14 protein-coding genes are annotated in these 18842 nt (G+C 68.4%); 11 read left to right on the top strand and 3 right to left on the bottom strand.

Features of this window, described 5'->3' with window-relative positions; translation table 11 throughout:
- Positions 1–33 precede the first annotated feature (33 nt).
- The 7 genes from N536_RS0100740 to N536_RS0100710 all read left to right on the top strand — a co-directional run bounded on the left by N536_RS0100740 (position 34) and on the right by N536_RS0100710 (position 10438).
- Positions 34–705, top strand: coding sequence for a class I SAM-dependent methyltransferase (locus N536_RS0100740; RefSeq protein ID WP_029111855.1), 672 nt, complete (start codon positions 34–36; stop codon positions 703–705).
- A gap of 7 nt (positions 706–712) precedes the next feature.
- Positions 713–1042, top strand: a complete 330-nt coding sequence (locus tag N536_RS0100735) for a hypothetical protein (protein ID WP_029111854.1) — start codon at positions 713–715, stop codon at positions 1040–1042.
- Complete coding sequence (locus tag N536_RS0100730; protein WP_029111853.1) at positions 1023–2993, top strand: FHA domain-containing protein; 1971 nt, start codon at positions 1023–1025, stop codon at positions 2991–2993. Before N536_RS0100735 ends, N536_RS0100730 begins: the two co-directional genes overlap by 20 nt.
- A gap of 45 nt (positions 2994–3038) precedes the next feature.
- Positions 3039–4676, top strand: coding sequence for a serine/threonine-protein kinase (locus N536_RS36995; RefSeq protein WP_036434901.1), 1638 nt, complete (start codon positions 3039–3041; stop codon positions 4674–4676).
- Positions 4677–4731: 55 nt separating this feature from the next.
- Positions 4732–5991, top strand: coding sequence for a hypothetical protein (locus N536_RS0100720; RefSeq protein ID WP_029111852.1), 1260 nt, complete (start codon positions 4732–4734; stop codon positions 5989–5991).
- A gap of 69 nt (positions 5992–6060) precedes the next feature.
- Positions 6061–6234, top strand: coding sequence for a DUF2613 domain-containing protein (locus N536_RS41155; RefSeq protein WP_081808988.1), 174 nt, complete (start codon positions 6061–6063; stop codon positions 6232–6234).
- Positions 6235–6250: 16 nt separating this feature from the next.
- Entirely contained in the window at positions 6251–10438 is a 4188-nt protein-coding gene (locus N536_RS0100710) for an alpha-(1->3)-arabinofuranosyltransferase (RefSeq protein WP_081808987.1), read from the top strand.
- A gap of 39 nt (positions 10439–10477) precedes the next feature.
- Here N536_RS0100710 and N536_RS0100705 read toward each other — a convergent pair whose 3' ends face one another.
- Both N536_RS0100705 and N536_RS0100700 read right to left on the bottom strand, forming a co-directional pair.
- The gene (locus N536_RS0100705) at positions 10478–10948 is read right to left on the bottom strand and encodes a hypothetical protein (RefSeq protein ID WP_029111850.1); all 471 of its coding nucleotides are present in this window, start codon (positions 10946–10948) and stop codon (positions 10478–10480) included.
- Positions 10949–11109: 161 nt separating this feature from the next.
- Entirely contained in the window at positions 11110–12237 is a 1128-nt protein-coding gene (locus N536_RS0100700) for an acyltransferase (protein WP_231514409.1), read from the bottom strand.
- A 206-nt stretch (positions 12238–12443) separates the two neighbouring features.
- On the opposite strand from N536_RS0100700, the gene N536_RS0100695 reads away from it, so the two are divergent.
- Together N536_RS0100695 and N536_RS0100690 are read left to right on the top strand one after the other, a co-directional pair.
- Positions 12444–13661: a DUF3068 domain-containing protein gene (locus N536_RS0100695; RefSeq protein ID WP_029111848.1), complete on the top strand. Its 1218-nt coding sequence runs from the start codon at positions 12444–12446 to the stop codon at positions 13659–13661.
- Positions 13662–13699: 38 nt separating this feature from the next.
- Complete coding sequence (locus N536_RS0100690; protein WP_197040036.1) at positions 13700–15325, top strand: hypothetical protein; 1626 nt, start codon at positions 13700–13702, stop codon at positions 15323–15325.
- Here N536_RS0100690 and N536_RS0100685 read toward each other — a convergent pair.
- Positions 15322–16482, bottom strand: a complete 1161-nt coding sequence (locus tag N536_RS0100685; protein ID WP_029111846.1) for a glycosyltransferase family 4 protein — start codon at positions 16480–16482, stop codon at positions 15322–15324. The genes N536_RS0100690 and N536_RS0100685 overlap by 4 nt on opposite strands.
- Positions 16483–16551: 69 nt before the next feature.
- Here N536_RS0100685 and N536_RS0100680 point away from each other — a divergent pair, with 69 nt between their 5' ends.
- Positions 16552–17316 carry a class I SAM-dependent methyltransferase gene (locus N536_RS0100680; RefSeq protein WP_029111845.1) on the top strand — a complete coding sequence of 255 codons (765 nt, stop codon included), beginning with the start codon at positions 16552–16554 and terminating at the stop codon, positions 17314–17316.
- Between the two features lie 55 nt (positions 17317–17371).
- Complete coding sequence (locus tag N536_RS0100675; RefSeq protein WP_029111844.1) at positions 17372–18841, top strand: aldehyde dehydrogenase; 1470 nt, start codon at positions 17372–17374, stop codon at positions 18839–18841.
- Position 18842 lies beyond the last annotated feature (1 nt).

Raw genomic sequence — 18842 nt, 5'->3', positions numbered from 1 at the left:
CGCGCGTCACCCGCTCGCTCGTAGGTTCGTGGCGTGACCGAGACCGCGCGCGACGAACCATGCACCGAACCAACAGCCGAATCGGCGTACGCGACGTGGCTACGGATGATGGCCGTGCTGTACGACCCGTTTCTGTGGCTGAGCGAGATCGCAGGCATGCGGCGCAGGCGGCACACGTTGGTGCGCGAGGCTCGTGGGCGCGTCGTCGAAATCGGCGCAGGCACTGGGCTGAACGTCGCGCACTATTCCGACGCCGTCGAGGACATCGTGCTCACCGAGCCGGAGCCCGGCATGCGCCGCAAACTCGCTCGACGCCTCGAACGGCACGGCCTGGCCGCGGTCGTGTCCGACGCGCCCGCGGAGCGTTTGCCCTTCGCCGATGGGTCCGTGGACACCGTCGTCGCGACCCTCGTCCTGTGCACCGTCGACGACCCTGAACGTGCGCTTCGCGAGATCGCACGCATCCTGCGCCCCGACGGGCAGCTGCTGTTCATCGAACACGTCCGGGCGAGCTCCCGGTTCCTCGCCGCCTGTCAGAAGGCGCTCGTCCGACCCTGGCGCGGCTTTGCCGGCGGATGCGTGTGCAACCGGCCGACGCTCGAGCTGATGCGCGCCTGTGGTTTCACCGTTGAGGCCGACGACGAGGTGTGGCGCGGGATGCCGGCGATCGTCCATCCGCTCGCAGTGGGCCGGGCGACTCGGTGACCTAGGCATGGACATCGACAAGTACGCACTCATCGCATCGGTTGTTGAAAACCTCGCGAACACTGCGTTTCTCGCGGCTTTCGGCCTGTGGATGCTGCTGATCGCCTACGGGACGATCGTAAAGAACAAATGGGGCATCAACTTCTACGGCGTCGTGTGCCCGGACTGCGGAGTCGAGATGAGTCGGGTGCGGATGCCGAACTCGTTCAAGCAGGTGATCTGGGGTGGCCATACCTGCCCAAACTGCCAGTGCGAGATGGACAAATGGGGCCGACGCGATGGCACGACGGCGATGAGGAAGGGCTCCGCAACTTCAGATGTACAGACTCGAATTTAGGTACGCCAACGGCCGTTCGGCGTCCTTCGACGAGCAGCGGACACTGCGGATCGGCCGCAGCCACGACAACGACATCATCCTGGACAGTCCGAGTGTCTCGCGTCGGCATGCCGAACTGCGGCCGACGGCGACCGGATGGGATCTCCACGACATCGGCAGCGCCGGTGGCACCTGGATCAACGATCAGCGTGTCTCGCGCGTCTCGCTCGGCGTGGCGACGACGGTGCGCTTCGGCGCCGTACGCGACGGCGTTGCGGCTTACATCACCGTCGACCTACCTCGTGTCTCAGCGGACGGACCGCCCGATCTTGGACGCACCGTCCTGCTCTCCGATCAGCAGCACACCTACATCTACGGCGACGGTCAATCCTCCACGGGCCCCGGCATCGACGAGCTGTTGATTCGCACCCGGGACGGCGACAAGCGGTTCGGCGCGGACACCCCGGTGCGAATCGGCCGCGACGCGCGGTCGGATGTGGTCGTCGACGAGGCTGCCGTGTCGCGCCAGCACGCGAACGTTGGCCGCCGATCCGACGGCTGGTGGTTCGTCGACCATTCCAACTCGGGTTCGTTCATCGATGGCGAACGCGTCAAGGAGAAGAAGATCACCGAGCAGACGGTGGTGCAGCTCGGCCACCCGGACGCCGGGTATCAGCTCGTGCTGGTGCCGGTGGCCGACGTCGCCTCGGCGCAGAGGGCGATCGTCGGCAAGAGGCGGCGCAGGACGGCCACCCGCTGGGCAGCCGCCGGCGCAGTGGTGGCGGTGGTGGCCGGCGGTGTCGCGACGACCGTGCTGTTGACGGGCGGAAGTGCGCACGAGAACGCCCTGAGCACAGCCAATTTGGAGCGGGCGAAGCGGGCCAGCGTGCAGATCGTCGCGTTGGACGCGGACGGCATCCCCGAGTGGACGGGTTCGGGGACGGTCATCGATTCCGCCGGCCTGATCCTGACCAATGCGCACGTGGCGAAGCCGACGGCGAAGGGCCTGGCGGGCGGCGACATACCCGATCACGATCCATCGGTTTTGCAGGTGGCATTCGCCAAAGACGACAACACACCGGCGGTGACCAAATACCGTGCCACACCGCTAGTTTCAGACGGCTACCTCGATCTGTCGGTGATCAAGATCGACGCCAACGCCGACGGTACGCCGCTGAGCGCCGGCAAGCCGACCCTGCCGGAGCCCGTGCCGATCGGGAACAGCGACGCGTTGCAGACCGGCGACCACATCACGGCCCTCGGATACCCGGCGCTGACCGGTGACCAGCACGTCGGCGGTCCGCGGACGGTCACCAGCGGTGACGTGTCCGCCTTCAAGCGTGATTACGGCACGAACACCGAACGGTTCTGGATCGACACGACCGAGCGGATCGCGCACGGCAACTCCGGCGGCGCCTCGATCAACACCGCCGGGGAATTGATCGCCGTCAACACCCGGTTCCGCAAGGGACAGGAGAACGAACCGGCCGCGTCGTATCTGGTCAGGCCGATCGCGCTCGCCGCCGACGTCATCAAGATCGCCCGCGACGGCGGCGACCCAACCTATGTGTCGCCCTACCTCGCCAAGATCCAGCATCTGCCCGATGAAGTGAGCGCGAAGTCGGCCGGATGGAGCATGGTTGGGACCGAGAAGGGTGACCCTTCCGAGTGCGGGCCGACGCGCAATGAAGACAACCTCAACCAACTGACTGGCGTCCAGTCCGGCGACGTCGTCTACGCAAAGTTCTCGGTCACCGGCATCCCCGATGACACGCCGTTCGCAGTCGGCTTCTTCGACCCGACGACGAACGACATCATCGATTCACTTGACTCCGTGTGGATTTACGGTAAGTCCTCGAGGTGCATCAGCCCGGCCTTCCAGATTCCGGCGGGCATCAGCCAGGTCGTCGCAGTTATCGACATCGGCTATCAAGACGACTTGCAGGTGACCAATGCCGTCGACTTCAGTTGAGCTGTCCGGCAACGTCACCACGGCCACCGACCCGGTGGGGCGGGCGTGGGGCTGACTCCCGGTGGCGTCTTCGGCGGGTATCTGATCGAGCGTCGGCTGGGCGTAGGTGGCATGGGCGCGGTGTACGCGGCGCGACATCCGCGGCTGCCACGGCGCGTTGCCTTGAAGGTCCTTGGCGAGCACCTGAGTTCCGACCCCGAATTCCGGGCGCGGTTCGAGCGCGAGGCCGAACTGGCCGCGCGGGTTGACCACCCCAACGTGGTGTCGGTGTACGACCGCGGCAGCGAAGGGGATCGCCTGTGGATCGCCATGCAATACGTCGATGGTGTCGATGCAGAGCGGTTGACCAAGCGGGGTAGGTCGGTACTTCCGTCAAGCCGGGCAGTCTTCATTCTCGCCGAGGCGGCGAAGGGCCTCGACAGCGCCCATCGGCGCGGTCTGTTGCATCGGGACGTGAAACCGTCGAATATCCTGGTCGCCGAGGACTCCGATGAGGGCGACCACGTTCTCGTAACGGATTTCGGCATCGCACGGGCGCTGGACCAGACGTCGGCCCTGACGAACGCGGGCTCAATAGCGGCGACGTTGCCGTTCGCATCACCGGAGCAGATCGCCGGGCGGGAACTCGATCACCGCAGCGACGTCTATTCGCTGGGATGCACCTTGTACGTGATGTTGAGCGGTTCCGTTCCATTTCCCAGGGATTCGCAAATCGCGGTGATGCACGCGCATTTGGCTGACCCGCCGCCCCAGGTGACCTTGGCGAATCCGTCGTTGCCGATGGAGATGGACGACGTGATCGCACGGGCCATGGCCAAAGACCCAGACCACCGGTATCGGTCGTGCCGCGAACTCGCATTCGCGGCTCAGACGGCGCTGTCACGAATCGGAGGTGAGGAAGGGCCGGGGCGGGCGGCGACCGGCGACCGGGACTCTTCGCCCTCGTATCCGAATACACCGAATACCCTTGCTTCCCACACAAACCCGCGGTCTCGTCCAGATCATGCGGCGAATGCCGCCGACACCGTGTTTCCTGCTTCCGCGCATGCACGTCGGATGCCGAGGAGGACGCGTGCCGTGATCTTGGGCGCAGCAGTCCTGGCCGGCGCGATCGGGCTCGTGGTTGCCGGGCGTCTGGTGTTCGGGGGTGCGCGGTCGGATCCCAGTCCTGCCGCCGCGACGTCAACCGCATCTGCTGAGCCAACCGAGACCCATACCGGCCCGTGGCAGGCCTACGACTTCGTGGCCACTGCCCTGCCGGATCTGGTGCCCGACACCCCTTCGGGCACTTCCTATCTGAACGGCAGTTGTCAGGCGATCAATGCCCGCTTCGAACCCGTCGACCAGCTTGGTACGCCAGTTCCCGTCGCACGAATACTGTGCACGCCTGCCGAAACCGTACAGCCCAGCTACGTCGACAACTACGTCCTCATCTGTAGTAGTGACCGCACTCCCCAAACGCTCGCAGGTGTCGCCGATGGGCTCACTGCCGTGCGCAACGAATCGTGGTCGCGCGCAGGCGAGTCAGGCCAGACCGTTTACGGCGATCACGGCGGCGCCGGAGCACTAGCCGTCAGCTTCGACAGCCCGTCGCGAAACTTCTGCTTGATCGTCGTCAACGGACGCAACGGCACCCGCGGACAAGACGTTCATGACCATTGGTTTCGGGACGCTCCGCTGTGAGGTCCGCCGGTGCACGGTGCCGACGACACGAGTCTCGACTAAAGGGAGCAACGAAATGTACGGACCGATATCGCGGCTTGCCGTTGCGGCTGGCCTCTCGGCAGTGCTGCTGTCGGCCTGCGGCCACGACGTCGGGGGGACGGCCTCGCCTCCGGCTACGCCGTCGAAACCGGCGGCGGTTGATCTGTCGACGCTCGACACCGGCACGTATTTGACGTTGCCCCGCAAGCTCGGTCAGGTCGCCTCCGAAGGCGAGGGTCGGATGGCGGAGGCGATCCGGATGGCCGAGGCGATTGCCGATCCGATGAGCGTCGACCCGACTTTGGCCGTACAGACCTTCTTTGGGCCACTCGTCACCCCGTCGGACGTCGCGTCGAACATCTCGCTGACCGGTCAGGCCGTCGTGGCACCCGTCCTGTCCAAGTACGGAATGATCGCTGGGCGCCTGCTCATGGTGAACAACACCGACATCGCCCCATCGGACTCGCAGCGGCCAGAAGAAGACGTGAAGACGGTGATGATAATGCTGCTGCGGTTTCCGGATACCGCGGCGGCCAAGAACGCCGCGGTTGAGATGGATGCGGCGGACTTCGCGGTCAGCCCCGAGAACGTTCCGGTGCCGGTAACGAAATATCCTACGGCACACGGGCATTGGCGAACGAACTATGCATCGCTGGCGTCCACACTTGCACACGACGACTTCGTCATTCATGTGCTGGTCACCAATCCGACCCCGAATCTGGAGACGCTGACGGGAATGGTGGAGAAGACGTTCGACCAGGAGATCCCGGTGCTGGACCGCTTTCAGCCCACCCCGGTTGGACGGATCGCGAAGCTTCCCAAGGATCCGGACGGGGTTCTCGGCCGGTTGGTCGACCTCACCCCTGGGACAGATCCAGCACTGTCGGCCGCCGTCGCCAGCTATGGACCCAACGGTGCCCGACAGGTTCAGAACGAACGCGAGAGAAAGAACAGGACGTATGAGAATGCCGGAGTCGACCAGGTGGGAGTGTGGATCGACCCGACCCTGGGCGGCTCGACGCTACTACGCGCGCGTGATCGCGACGCCGCGACGCAGTTGACGGCTGAGGAGGTAGCCACGGATTCGGACATCGACCATCCCGTCGACGGTGTGCCAGGCCTTGCGGACTCGAAGTGCTTCGCAATGACGCCCGAGTCCTGGAAGGACACGCCGGGCCTCAAGTTCGAGTGCTACGTGCGGTACGACCGATATGTCGCGGGCACGTACAGCAGCGATGAGGCGGACGCCCGACAACGCGCCGCCGCGCAGTACGCACTGCTGGTGACGCCGTAGGTGGCAAACGTGCGTTTCCGCGCGCCCGCGTGTGGAGGGGCACACACGTCGCCGTGCTAGTTTGGCCCGATGGACCGCTTCGTCTTGCCCGCCGCCGCGAGCATCGTGGTCGGCCTGTTGCTCGGTGCAGCCGCCATCTTCGGGTTGACGCTGATGGTTCAGCAGGACACGAAGCCTCCCGTCCAGGCCGGTGACCCAGGCTCGTCGGTGCTCAACAGGGTCGAGTACGGCGACAGAGGTTAGCTCCGGGGCCGTGCCGATGGCGCGGCGCTGGCTGTGGGTGGTCGCTGCGGCGGCATTGGCCCTGACGTTCTCGCAGTCTCCCGGACGGATCTCTCCCGACACCAAGCTCGACCTCACCGCCAACCCGCTGCGCTTCCTGGCGCGCGCGGCGAACCTGTGGAACAGCGATCTGCCGTTCGGTCAGGCGCAGAATCAGGCCTACGGCTACCTCTTCCCGCACGGCGCCTTCTTCCTCGCCGGTGACGTGCTCGGTGTCCCCGGCTGGGTGACGCAGCGGCTGTGGTGGGCGCTGCTGCTCGTCGTCGGGTTCTGGGGCGTGCTGCGCGTCGCGGAAGCGCTCGGCATCGGCAGCCCCTCGTCCCGGGTGATCGCCGGGGTGGCGTTCGCGTTGTCGCCGCGGGTGTTGACCACGGTCGGCGCCATCTCGTCGGAGACCCTGCCGATGATGCTCGCCCCCTGGGTGCTGCTGCCGGTGATCCTGGCTTTACGAGGTCAGGGCTCCGTGCGGGTGCTGGCCGCGCGGTCTGCCGGGGCCGTCGCCCTGATGGGCGCGGTGAATGCCGTCGCCACGCTGACCGGCTGTCTGGCCGCCCTGGTCTGGTGGGCGGCGCACCGGCCGAACAAGCTCTGGTGGCGGTTCACCGCGTGGTGGGCACTGTGCGCGGTGCTCGCGGTGACGTGGTGGGTGGTCGCGCTCGTCATGCTCGGCCGGATCAGCCCGCCGTTCCTGGACTTCATCGAATCGTCCGGGGTGACGACGCAGTGGCTGTCGCTGACCGAGGTGCTGCGGGGCACCTACAGTTGGACGCCGTTCGTGGCGCCGACGGCGACGGCGGGTTCCTCCCTGGTGACGGGCTCGGTTGCCGTGCTGGCCACGACGCTGGTGGCCGCGGCAGGTCTCGTTGGCCTGGCGCTGCGGACCATGCCCGCGCGGTGTCGGTTGATCGCGATGCTGCTGCTCGGTCTGGCGTTGCTGGCGGTGGGCTACCCCGGTGGACTCGGGTCGCCGGTGGCCCACCAGGTGCAGGCCTTCCTGGACGCGGCGGGCACGCCTGTGCGCAACGTGCACAAGCTCGAGCCACTGATCCGGCTGCCGCTCGTGCTCGGACTGGCCCATCTGCTCGGCCGCATCCCGTTGCCGGGCACCGTGTCCCGAAGAGAGTGGGTGCTCGCGTTCGCCCATCCCGAACGCGACAAGCGGGTGGCCGTCGGCATCGTCGTGCTGGTCGCGCTCGCCGCGGGAACAGCCCTGGCCTGGACCGGAAGGCTCACCCCGCCCGGCACTTTCACGGCGATCCCGCAGTACTGGCACGACACAGCGGACTGGCTCGACGAACACAACGGGTCGGACGGGCAAGCTGCGGGGCGGGTCCTGGTGGTACCCGGAGCCCCGTTCGCCACCCAGACGTGGGGCAACAGTCACGACGAACCGCTGCAGGTGCTCGGCGACAGCCCGTGGGGGGTGCGCGACTCGATTCCCCTGACGCCGCCGCAGACCATCCGGGCGCTGGACTCGGTGCAACGCCTGTTCGCTGCGGGGCGGCCGTCCGCCGGGTTGGCCGACACTCTTGCGCGACAAGGGATTTCGTACGTCGTGGTGCGCAATGACCTGGATCCGGAAACGTCGCGTTCGGCGCGACCAATTCTGGTGCACCGCACCATGAATCTCTCACCCGGACTGGCGAAGGTCGCTCAGTTCGGTGAGTCGGTGGGCCCCGGGACGCTGCGGGGATTCATCACCGACAGTGGGCTTCGCCCCCTCTACCCGGCCGTGGAGATCTATCGCGTGGACGCGGGACCGACGTCCATTCCCACCCGCCCGTACGTCGCCGACACCGATGCGATGGCCCGCGTCGACGGCGGCCCCGAGGCGCTGCTGCGACTCGACGAGCGCCGACGCTTGCTCGGGCAGCCGCCGCTCGGACCGATGCTGCTCACCTCCGACGCGGAACGCGCGGGGCTGCCCGCACCGATCGTCACCGTCACCGACACCCCGGTGGCGCGGGAGACCGACTATGGGCGCGTCGACGATCACTCGTCGGCGATCCGCGCTCCCAACGACATTCGGCACACCTTCAACCGGGTGATGGATTACCCGGCCGGTGGCGCCGACACCGTCTACGGTCAGTGGCCCGGCGGCCGGCTCTCGGTGTCCAGCTCGGCGGCGGACTCGACGGCGCTGCCCAACGTCGCGACGGCGCTCGGTCCCGCCGCGGCGATCGACGGTGACACGTCGACCAGTTGGGTCTCCAACGCCCTGCAGGCGGCCGTCGGTCAGTGGTTGCAGGTCGACTTCGACCACCCCATCAACAATGCGACGGTCACCATCACCCCCAGCGCCACCGCGGTCGGGGCACAGGTCCGTCGCATCGAGGTGGCCACCGCCAACGGCACCAGCACGCTGCGGTTCGACGAGCCCGGCAAGGCGCTCACGGCCGCCCTGCCCTACGGCGAGACTCCCTGGGTCCGGTTCACGGCGGTCGGGACCAACGACGGCTCGCCGGGCGTGCAGTTCGGCATCACCGACTTCTCCGTCACCCAATACGACGCGTCCGGGTACGCGCAGCCGGTGAGCTTGCGGCACACCGTCGTGGTGCCGGGGCCGCCGTCCGGTTCGGCTGTGGCGCAATGGGATCTGGGCTCCGAGCTGCTCGGCCGCCCGGGATGTGCGGACGGCCCCACCGGGGTGCTGTGCGCGGCGGCGATGGCGTCGTCACCGGAGGAGCCGGTCAACCTGAGCCGCACGCTGACCGTGCCGAAGACCACCGACGTGACGCCGACGGTGTGGCTGCGCGCGCGGCAGGGGCCCAACCTCGCCGACCTCATCGCGGCGCCAGGCGCCACGCGCTCAGTAGGCGATGCCGACCCGATCGACGTGCTCGGCTCGGCGTACGCCGCCGCCGACGGCGACCCGCGCACCGCGTGGACCGCGCCGCAGAACGTGGTCCAGCACCGCACGGCGCCCAACCTTCAACTGCACCTGCCCGCGCCGACCAACGTCGCGGCCCTGCGCCTGACGCCGAGCACGTCGGCACTGCCCGCCCACCCGACCATGGTGGCCATCGATCTGGGTGACGGGCCGCAGGTTCGTGCTCTGGACCCCGACGGTCGAACGCAGACCGTGCCGCTGCACCCCCGCGTGACGGACACCGTCACGTTGTCGATTCTCGACTGGGACGACGTAATCGACCGCACCTCACTGGGTTTCGACCAGGTTAAGCCGCCGGGCCTTGCCGAGGTCACCGCGCTGGACGGCCGCGGAGTACCCATTGCTCCCGCAGACCCGGCCCGCAACCGCGCCCGCACCATCCAGTTGCCGTGCGGAAGCGGGCCGATCATCGGTGTCGCCGGGCAATTCGTGCAGACGTCGGTCACCACGACCGTCGGCGCCCTACTTGACGGCCAACCGATTCCCGCGAAATCCTGTCAGCCAGGACCGATCTCGCTGCCCGCCGGGGAGCAGGAGCTGCTCATCAGTCCGGGCCGCGCATTCGTGGTCGACGGCGTGCAGTTGGCCGGCCCGCTCGCCGCGCAATTGCGGGGCGCCGCCGCGACGCCGGTGCACACCGGCCGATGGACGGCCGATCACCGCGAGGTCGACGTGACCGCGTCGCCCACGTCGCGCGTGTTGGTGGTGCCCGAGAGCATCAATCCCGGCTGGGTGGCGCACGCGGGCGACGGCGCCGCGTTGACGCCCGTGACGGTCAACGGGTGGCAGCAGGGCTGGATCATCCCGGCGGGCACGTCCGGCACGATCACCCTGGACTTCCCCGCGAACACCCCGTACCGCATCGGGTTGTTCGGCGGCCTGGCGCTGCTGCCGCTGCTCGCACTGTTGGCCTTGCTGCCCGTCCGTCGGACACCGAGAACGGATCAACCACCCAGGACGTGGCAGCCGGGCGTGGTGGTCGCGGGCCTTGGCGTCCTCTTGATCGGTTTCATCGTCTCCGGCCCGGCCGGAGCCGTCGTGGTGGGCGCATGTCTGGCGCTGCGCCGACTGCTGCCGCCCAAGTGGACGGAACGCGTGACGATCGGCGCCACCGCGGGTGGGTTGATCCTGGCCGGCGCGGTGCTCAGCCAGTACCCGTGGCGGTCGGTCGACGGCTACCTCGGGCACTCCTGGGGACTGCAGTTGTTGGCGTTGATCAGCGTCGGCATGGTGGCGGCGTCGGCGGTACCGGTGAGGGAACGCCGCCGAGAGTGAAGAAGATTGCGAAGAATCGGCGAAAGTTGAGCAATACCTTCACATTCGGCGGAAAGGGTCCGTAGCCTCGCACAGTTCGCCAATGCGCGCGATCACGGCGTCGGTCTTTGGGTCCACCCACGCCGGCTGGTCGTCGATGATCTGCGGGACCAAGATGCGGCGGTCCACGATGGGCCATTCCACGAACTCATACCCCGTTAGTTCGTACTGCACGTCGTCGGCCATCCACACCGTCGCCTGTGCCGGGGTCGTGTCCAGGCGATACTCAAGACACCGCTGATAGGCGCCGACGTCGGCGTCACCGGCCACCGCGAAGCCCACGCACACGGACCCGTCGTCGGCCGAAATCCACCACATCACGTTTGAGAAGCCGATGGACCGACCGTGCCGGCCACAGCCAAGGTCGCGCGTGACGGCGCGAGTGGCCGACGCCCACTCGGCGGGAAGGTCATTCGGCGGGTCATCCCCGACGGGGAACTGCCAGCACAGTTCCGGAGCATCCCATGACATTCGTCGACCGTCTCACAGGGAGTCCACCGACGTCGACAGGATTTAGCGACACCCAAGGCCCGACGATCCTTCCAACGTGCCGCCGAGAGTGCGGAAGATTGCGAAGAATCAGCGAAAGTTGGCCAACAACTTCACGTTCGGCGGTGAGGGGTGCGCCGACGTCACCGCGCGACGATGGGCTCCGGCGAATCGGTCACCGAACTGTCCAGCGGCGGCGGAGATGCCTCGCCGCGTCGCGCCTGCCGGTACTCCCAGCGCCGCAACGCTTCCCGGCACGGCGACTCCACCAGCGCGTAACTCACCGCCGCGATCGCGAAGCCGAAGATCACCGTCAACACCAACACCACCGGCATGTGCCCGTTGAACGGGAACTCGCCGATCACCGGGAACACCATGGCCAGCGCTGCGAGATGCCAGACGAACAGGCCGTAGGACCACCGGCCCAGCGTCACCATCGTGGCGCTGGCGAGGATGCGGTGACTCGTGTCGGGGCGGTCCAGCGCCAAGGGCGCCAGCAGCGCGGCGGCCACCACCGCACCCATCGCCGTCTTCACGACGAACTGGCCCAGGTTTCCCGGAATGAGGCCCTCCGGGCCGGCGAGCGGCGACGCGGCCACACCGAAGGCAGCCGCGGCGATCAACGCCATCAACACGCGGCGACGCGCCAATCGGTGCGCCCACCCCACCGGGCTGACCGTCAGCTCCGCCAGCACCATGCCCGCGGCGAACCAGGAGAAGAAGGCCGGTGGCCAGGTCAGCGAGTTCACGCCGAACGGCACGTCGAACGGGATCAGCCCCCAGCCAAAGCTGGCCAGCGCCAACGCCACGATCACCGGGATGCGCGCTCGCACCGGCAGCCTGCGCGCCAGCAAGGCCAGAAACGGCAACGCCAGATAGAACGTGACCTCGACCGACAGGCTCCACATCTGGGTGAGGCCCGCCGTCAACGTCAACGGCACGTAGATCTGGGTCAGCGACAGGTTGGCCAGCCACACCACCAGATCGGCGTTGGCGTCGGGCAACAGTGTGAGGATCACCACGACGGCCACCAGATAGCCCGGCATGATGCGCACGATCCTGGATCGCAGGTAGTGCCCCGTCGCGGGGACGTGACGCAGTCCACGCGCGGCAGCGGCATGTCCGCGCCACAACAGAAATCCCGACAGCGCGAAGAACACCGCAACGGCGAGGTCGAACCGGCCGAGCAGCCGACCGGTGGCCCAGGTGGTGTGCCCCGTCTGGAAGGCGACGTGGGTGATGACGACGCCCACCGCCGCACAGGCGCGCATACCCTCGACGGCAGGAAGGAAGCCACGCTCCTGCCCGCCGGTCTCGATGCCCACGGCGCCCAGTCTGCCGGATGCCGCTGCGGCACGCGTCGCCCCTAACCTGAGACTGTTAGGGTCGACAGGGTTTGCCTCCACTGCCTGGTCGGGGCATGTGGCGGCATCTGACATCGAATGGTGTCGTCGCCACGAAGACGAGGAGGCACGGTTTGAACCGCGCTGTGGCGCTGCGTATCGCAGCGTGCGGGCTCATGGGATTGGGCGCCGCCCTCCTGATTGCCGCGCTTCTACTGTCCACCTACACCAAGGGCAAGATCGCCAAGATTCCACTCAACCTGGACACGACGCTGGTCAGCGACGGCACGGGCGTCGCATTCGACCCGGCATCGCTGCTGCAGGAGAAGTTCGTCGTCAGCAAGAACGTGCCGGTCTCGCTGCAGCAGCAGCTCAGTGTCGAGGCGCCGTCCAATGCGGATGTCGTCACCCTGCAGGTGGGTAGCACGCTGAAGCGCACCGACAAGCAACAGGACAACGGCCTGCTGCTGGCGCTCGTCGACACCGTCACGCTCGACCGCAAGACCGCCATGGCCGTGTCCAGCGACACCAACCCGGGTGGCGCGGTGCAGAAGCCACGCAGCATCGAAGACTCCAGCCCGCCGACCAACGTCGCACTGCCGCACGAGGGGCTGTCCTACCGCTTCCCGTTCGACACGGAGAAGAAGACCTATCCGTACTTCGACCCGATCGCGCAGAAGCCGTTCGACGCGAACTACGAGGCCGAAGAGGACGTCAACGGCCTCACCACGTACCGGTTCACGCAGCACATCGGTTACGACGGCAGCGGCGACGACGCCAAGCTCGTCGACCCGGTGAAGTACGCGTCGCTGTACGACAACGACGAGGACAGCCAGGTCACCGCCCGCGCCGAGTTGTGGGGCCTGCCGGGTGACCCGGCCGAGCCGATCACGATGACGCGCTACTACGCGGCGCAGCGCACGTTCTGGGTGGACCCCGTCTCGGGCACCATCGTGAAGGCCAAGGAGCACGGCTTTCACTACTACGCCCGCGACGCGCTCAAGCCGGAGGTGACGTTCGCCGACTACAACGTCACCTCGACCGAGCAGACCGTCGAGTCGCAGGTGGCCAGCGCCCGCGACGAGCGGGACGAGGTGGCGCTGTGGGGCCGCATCCTGCCGATCACGTTCACCGGGCTGGGCCTGGTCTTCCTGGTGGGTGGGGTGCTGCTGGGATCGTTCACGTTGCGCGCCGAGTCGGCACTGATCGATCCGGGGCTCGACGATGCCGACCACGGTTTCTTCTCCAGACGCGGCGCCGACGACTCCGGTCCGATGCCGGCCGCCGAGGCGCAGACCGAGAAGCTGCCCACCCAGAGACCATCAGACCTGCCTCCGGACAGACCGGTCTGACACCGGCTCTGATTCGACGCCCGGCCGTCCGCTGGGCGGTGCCCGCGTACGCGCTGGCGCTGGCGTTGTTGGTGACGGCACCGCTGCTGGCGCCGGGATACCTGCTGCTGCGCGACGCGGTGTCGACGCCGCGCTCGTATCTGTCCGATGCGGCGCTGGGATTGTCCGAGGCTGCGCCGCGCGCGCTGCCGCAGGACTTCGCCGTCGCGGTGGCGTCCCACGTGGTCGACGGTGGAGTGGTGGTCAAGGCGCTGCTCATCGCGGGGCTGTGGCTGGCGGGCTGGGGTGCGGCCCGGTTGGCCGCCGTCGTTCTGCCCGATGCGGGTCTGTCCGGCCAGTTCGTCGCCGCCACGCTGGCCGTGTGGAATCCGTACGTCGCCGAACGGTTGTTGCAGGGGCACTGGAGCCTGCTGGTCGGCTATGGCTGTCTGCCGTGGATGGCGGTGGCGATTCTGCGGCTGCGCGGGATCGGTGGCGCCTGGTGGCAGGCGGTGTTCTGGATGGCTTTGGCCGGCTTGACCCCGACTGGGTTGATGCTCGCCGCGACCGTCGCGTTGACGTGCTGCCTGGCACCGGGACTCGGCCGGACGCGGTGGGCTTGCGCGGCGGTCAGCTTGGGCGCGGCGGTGGTGGCCGCGCTGCCCTGGCTCGTCGCGTCGATGGTGGCCGGCTCGCTGTCGTCGTCGCAGGCGTCGGGTGTGAGTGCGTTCGCCGCGCGCGCCGAACCGGGGCTCGGCACGTTGTTCAGCCTGGCCGGGCTGGGCGGCATCTGGAACGCGCAGGCCGTACCATCCTCGCGCACAACGCTTTTCGCCGTGGTGGCCACCGTGGTGTTGCTCGCCGTCGTGGCCGTTGGCCTGCCGACTGCGCTGCGCCGCTCCCCCGCGGTGCCAATGCTCGCCCTGGCGGCCGTCGCCGTCGTCGTGCCTGCGTTGATGGCGACCGGACCCGGCCTGGCCGTCGTCGAGGCGACCGTGCGGACGCTGCCCGGCCTCGGGGTGCTGCGGGACGCACAGAAATGGGTGGCGCTGGCGATGCCCGGCTATGCGCTCGCCGGCGCTGCTGCGGTCGTCACGATGCGTCACCGAGTGCCCGCCGCCGCCACCGCCGCCGCCTGCTGCCTGGCATTGCTGGCGGTCCTGCCGGATTTGGCCTGGGGCGTGGGGGGCAAGGTCACCTCGGTCCGGTACCCGCCGAGTTGGGCGGAGGCGGCCGCGCTCATCAACGCCGACCCCCGCCCCGTGGTGATGCTTCCGCCGGACAGCTTGCGCGAGTTCGCCTGGGCCGGACCGGCGCCCGTGCTCGATCCGCTGCCGCGCTGGGTGTCGGCCGACGTGCTGACCACGGGTGACCTGGTGATCGGCGGCAAGGTGGTCCCCGGCGAGGGCGAGCGGGCCCGCTCGGTGCAGCAGTTGGTGAGTTCCGGCGCCAACGCCGACGACGTGGCGCGCGCGGGTGTCGGCTGGGTGGTCGTGGAGTCGGCGGGCGCGACGCTGCCCCTACCCGTGGCGTATCGCGGTGACGACCTGACGGTGTACCGGGTGGGTGGCGATCATCCGGCGGCAGCGCACCGCGAGGTGCTGATCGCCGCGCACCTGGTGTGGCTGGCGGCGTTGATCACCAGCGCGATCGGCTCGGTCGTCACCCGTCGGCGTGCTGGTTAGACGATGCCGCTGACCATCCGGCCGGCGAGCACGGCGGTCAGCACGTCGTGCATCGCGTCGGCGCTTTGGCCCCAAGAGAATTCGCCACTGCGCACCTGAGCCTTGGCGCCGAGCTGCTCGCGCAGCACGTCGTCGGCCAGCAGCCGCTCCAGGCCGGCCACCAACTCGGCGCGGTCGTCGACCAGCAGCCCGGTGACGCCGTCGACGATCGAATCGGTGAGCCCGCCGGAGGACCGGTAGCCGATGGTCGGCACGGCGTGCTGGGCCGCCTCCGTCACCGCGAGACCCCAGCCCTCCTTGCACGACGGCATCAGGTGCACCCAACTACGCTGCAGCAGTTGATGTTTCGCGTATTCGTCGACGTGTCCGTGGAACGTCACCGCATCGGAGATGCCGAGGCCGGCGGCATGGGCGACCAGACGGTCTTCCCACCAGCCGCCGCCGACGACGTCGAGGTGCAGGCCGGGCACCTTGGGCGACAGCAGGGCAACGGCGTCCAGCGCGTCCTCGATTTGCTTGTGCGGCACCAGTCTCGACAGCACGACGACGCGCGGTGTCGCAGACCTCGGCAGCTCGAGGGTGTCCGCGGGCGCCTCGTCGAGCCCGTTGCGCACCACCGCGACGTGATCGGGGTTCACCCCGAGGTCGGCCAGGTCGCGCGCCGACGGCAGCGACACCGTCACGTACTGGTTGCGGCGGTGCAGCCACGGCGAGAGCGTCGACTCGACGAACCAGCCCACGCGGCTGAAGACCCGGCCAGCCACGGGCCACAGCTCGCGGTGGCAGTGGTGCACCAGCACGGCGGTTCGGCGACCGAACGCCAGCCGGGCCAGGAACGGCAGCCCGTTCTGGGTGTCGACCACCACGTCCGGACGTCGCCTGCCCAGCGGCCCGATGCCGACGCGGGCACCGAGCAGCGCCAGCCCCGCCCAGAGATAGACGGTGTAGGGCCCGCCTGCGCGGCTGATCGTCACGCCGTCGACGACTTCGCGTCGCAGCGCCCCCGGATAGCGAGCGGTCCGCAGGGTGACGTTCACGCCGCGAGCGGCCAGCTGGGCGCCGATCCGTTGCAGGTAGGTTTCGCTGCCCCCACCCTGCGGGTGACCGGTGTCGCGCCAACACAGCAGCAACACGGAGCGGATCGGGGGGCCAGACATCGCCGACCAGCCTAACCGCTGGCTAGGGTGGCCGGCGTGGACGGCTGCTCGCACACGCGCTCGTCGGCCGTGCCCGCCGGCAACGACTTCGCGCGCCGCGCCACCCTGGCTCGGTCGGTTCGGCTGCTCGGCGAGTTCCGGTTCGAGCAACGCGACCCGGCGCGGTTCTACGGCGCCCTGGCCGACGACACCGTCTCGCTCGTCAGCTCGTTGTGGACCACATTCCAGGCCACCTCGACCACCGGTCGCACCCTGCTCGACGTCGGCGGTGGCCCCGGCTACTTCGCGACGGCGTTCACCGAGGCCGGGTTGACCTACGTGGGCGTCGAACCGGACCCGAAGGAGATGCATTCCGGCCCGGCCGGGGAGCCGGGCGCGGGCGTCTTCGTCCGGGCCTCCGGGACGGCGCTTCCGTTCGCCGACGACAGCGTCGACATCTGCCTGTCGTCGAACGTCGCCGAGCACGTCGCGCAGCCCTGGCGCCTCGGCAGCGAAATGCTGCGCGTCACCAAACCGGGCGGGCTGGTGGTGCTGTCGTACACCGTGTGGCTGGGCCCGTTCGGCGGGCACGAGATGGGGTTGACGCATTACTTCGGCGGGGCGCGCGCCGCCGACCGGTACACCCGCAAGCATGGCCACCGGCCGAAGAACGACTACGGATCGTCGTTGTTCGCGGTGTCCGCCGCCGACGGCTTGGACTGGGCGGCCAGCACCGGCGCGCTAGTCGCCGCATTCCCCCGCTACCACCCACGATGGGCCTGGTGGATGACGCGCGTCCCGGTGCTGCGGGAGTTTCTGGTCAGCAATCTGGTGCTGGTGTTGCAGCCGCACTGAACCAGTGAACTGCAACAGGTTCTCGTTTTGGGATTCGATGGGTAATGTGACCCTCATGACACAGAGCACTGCCTTCAAGACCGAGTGGGACAAGCTGTTCATCGGCGGCAAGTGGGTCGAGCCGGCCACGTCCGAGGTCATCGAAGTGCATTCGCCGGCCACCGGCGAACTGGTCGGCAAGGTGCCGCTGGCATCGGAGGCCGACGTCAACGCGGCCTGCGCCGCCGCCCGCAAGGCGTTCGACGAGGGCCCGTGGCCGCACATGTCGCCCGCAGAGCGTGCCGCCGTGCTTGGCGCCGCCGTCAAGCTGATGGAGGAGCGCGGCGACGAGCTGAAGTTCCTGCTGGCCGCCGAGACGGGGCAGCCGCCCACGATCGTCGACATGATGCAGTACGGCGCCGCGATGTCGTCGTTCAACTACTACGTCGGCGCCGCGGACAAGTTCACCTGGCAGGACATCCGCGACGGTGTCTACGGCCAGACGCTGGTGCTCAAGGAGCCGATCGGCGTCGTCGGCGCCGTCACCGCGTGGAACGTGCCGTTCTTTCTGGCCGCCAACAAGCTCGGCCCCGCGCTGTTGGCCGGCTGCACCGTGGTGCTGAAGCCCGCCGCGGAGACGCCGCTGTCGGTGTTCGCGATGGCCGAGATGTTCGCCGAGGCCGGACTGCCCGAGGGCGTGCTGTCGATCGTGCCCGGCGGTGCCGAGACCGGGCGCGCGCTGACCGCCAATCCGGAGTTGGACAAGTTCACCTTCACCGGCAGCTCGGGGGTCGGCAAGGAGGTCGCCAAGATCGCGGCCGAGAAGCTGAAGGCCTGCACGCTGGAGCTCGGCGGCAAGTCCGCGGCCATCATCCTCGAGGACGCCGACCTCGATTCGACGCTGCCGATGCTGGTGTTCTCCGGCCTGATGAACTGTGGGCAGGCCTGCGTGGGTCAGACCCGGATCCTGGCGCCGCGGTCGCGCTACGACGAGGTCGTTGAGAAGCTGTCCGCCGCCGTCGCCGCCATGCCGATCGGGCTGCCCGACGACGCTGGCGCCATGATCGGGCCGCTGATCTCCGAGAAGCAGCGCGAACGCGTCGAAGGCTACATCCGCAAGGGCGTCGAGGAGGGTGCGCGGATCGTCACCGGCGGCGGCCGTCCCGAGGGGTTGGACAGCGGCTGGTTCGTGCAGCCCACCGTCTTTGCCGACGTCGACAACTCGATGACCATCGCCCAGGAGGAAATCTTCGGCCCGGTGCTTGCCGTGATTCCCTTCGACACCGAGGACGACGCGGTGCGCATCGCGAACGACTCGGCGTACGGGCTCGCAGGCAGCGTGTACACCACCGACTTCCCGAAGGCGCTCGAGATCGCGAAGAAGATCCGCACCGGCACCTATGCGGTGAACATGTACGCCTTCGATCCGGGTGCGCCGTTCGGTGGCTACAAGAATTCCGGCATCGGCCGCGAGAACGGGCCGGAGGGCATCGAGCAGTACACCGAGGCCAAGAGCGTGCTGCTGCCGTTCGGCTACACGCCGTAGG

The organism is Mycobacterium sp. URHB0044, from assembly GCF_000620625.1.
In the GTDB taxonomy this organism is placed as follows: domain Bacteria; phylum Actinomycetota; class Actinomycetes; order Mycobacteriales; family Mycobacteriaceae; genus Mycobacterium.
This window is presented reverse-complemented; position numbering and strand designations above follow the sequence as displayed.